The organism is Alcanivorax sp. HI0083 (assembly GCF_001635175.1).
In genome coordinates, this window is record NZ_LWFX01001426.1 from 1 (window position 1) to 1,316 (window position 1,316).

The following is a 1,316-nucleotide window of genomic DNA, read 5'->3' on the forward strand; positions in this document are numbered from 1 at the left end:
TTTCCAAGGTTGGCAGGTAATATACCGAAAGGAAAAATCGTTAGGGAAGGAGAAGATAATCGAAGGGAAATAGGGGACACCCATAAATTGGAAGATCTCCTACGCTGAAAATGCACGATGTCTGATATTGGTCTGTTTGTATGGTCAGTATCTTTGGGGTCATGGATAAGCAAGGAGGCGCTCCATGACTCGTGCTCGCTATGCCCAGGTTTCTCTGGACTCCACTCCCTACTATCACTGCATCTGCCGTTGTGTGCGGCGAGCCTTCCTGTGTGGTCAGGACCACTATTCCGGCCAGGATTACGAACATCGCCGGCAATGGGTGGTGGATCGCCTTGCGGTGCTGGGTGAGATGTTTGCCATTGATCTCTGTGCCTATGCGGTAATGTCCAATCACTATCACGTTGTTGTTCGGCTCAATCAGAAGAAGGCGCAGGCCTGGTCAGATACTGAAGTCGCTGAGCGATGGATGCGGTTATTCAGTGGGCCACTGATTGTGAAGCGCTGGCTGAGCGGGCAGTCAGAGGGTGGTGAGGCATTGAAAGCGCTTGAGATCGTCGGCCAATGGCGTGAGCGGCTTTATGATCTTGGCTGGTTCATGAAATGCCTGAATGAATACCTCGCCCGGCGAGCGAACGAGGAGGATTGCTGTAAGGGACGCTTCTGGGAAGGCCGTTACAAGTGCCAGGCGCTACTGGATGAAAAGGCCGTATTGCAGTGTATGGCTTATGTGGATCTCAATCCTGTTCGGGCAGATATGGCCAGTACTCCTGAAGCTTCGGATTATACCTCGGTTCAACAACGAGCCAGCGAGATCAAGGGTCGCCAGACAACGAAGAAAATGCCTCACCTACTCCCGATGGTGGATAGTGAGACAGTGGAAGTTGAACACGATGATACGGTTTGCCGCTTTCGGCTGATGGACTATCTGGAGCTCGTGGACAGTACGGGAAGGGCGGTGCGTGCAGGTAAACGTGGCGCAATCTCGGAGCGGGCCGCAGGGATTCTGGATCGGCTTGGTATTGATGAAAGGGCATGGTTGCGGCATATGCAGCCGCACAAGCAGAGACTGCCTGTCGCGGTCGGCAGCCTGGAAAGACTGAAAGCCTATGCGGCCTCGACAGGTCGTAAATGGGTGTCGGGACAAAGCCTGACCGCATGCTGATTGATCAAGCTCTCTTTTGATTAAATTTATGCGTGTCCCGGATTAGCCATTAGCAACCTGGCGGACGCAAAGGTCAGCGCCAAAAAAATTGAAGATAAAGAGCTTAAGGCAGAAATCGACCAATTGCTGGAAAGCTTGCAGGGTCGTTAGG

The 1,316-nt window shown here is 52.6% G+C and carries 1 protein-coding gene; it reads left to right on the forward strand.

Annotation, left to right across the window (positions count from 1 at the left end):
* The first annotated feature begins 184 nt into the window (after nt 1-184).
* Nucleotides 185-1,165: a transposase gene (locus tag A3754_RS21615; protein WP_063520556.1), complete on the forward strand. Its 981-nt coding sequence runs from the start codon at nt 185-187 to the stop codon at nt 1,163-1,165.
* The last annotated feature ends 151 nt before the right edge of the window (nt 1,166-1,316 follow it).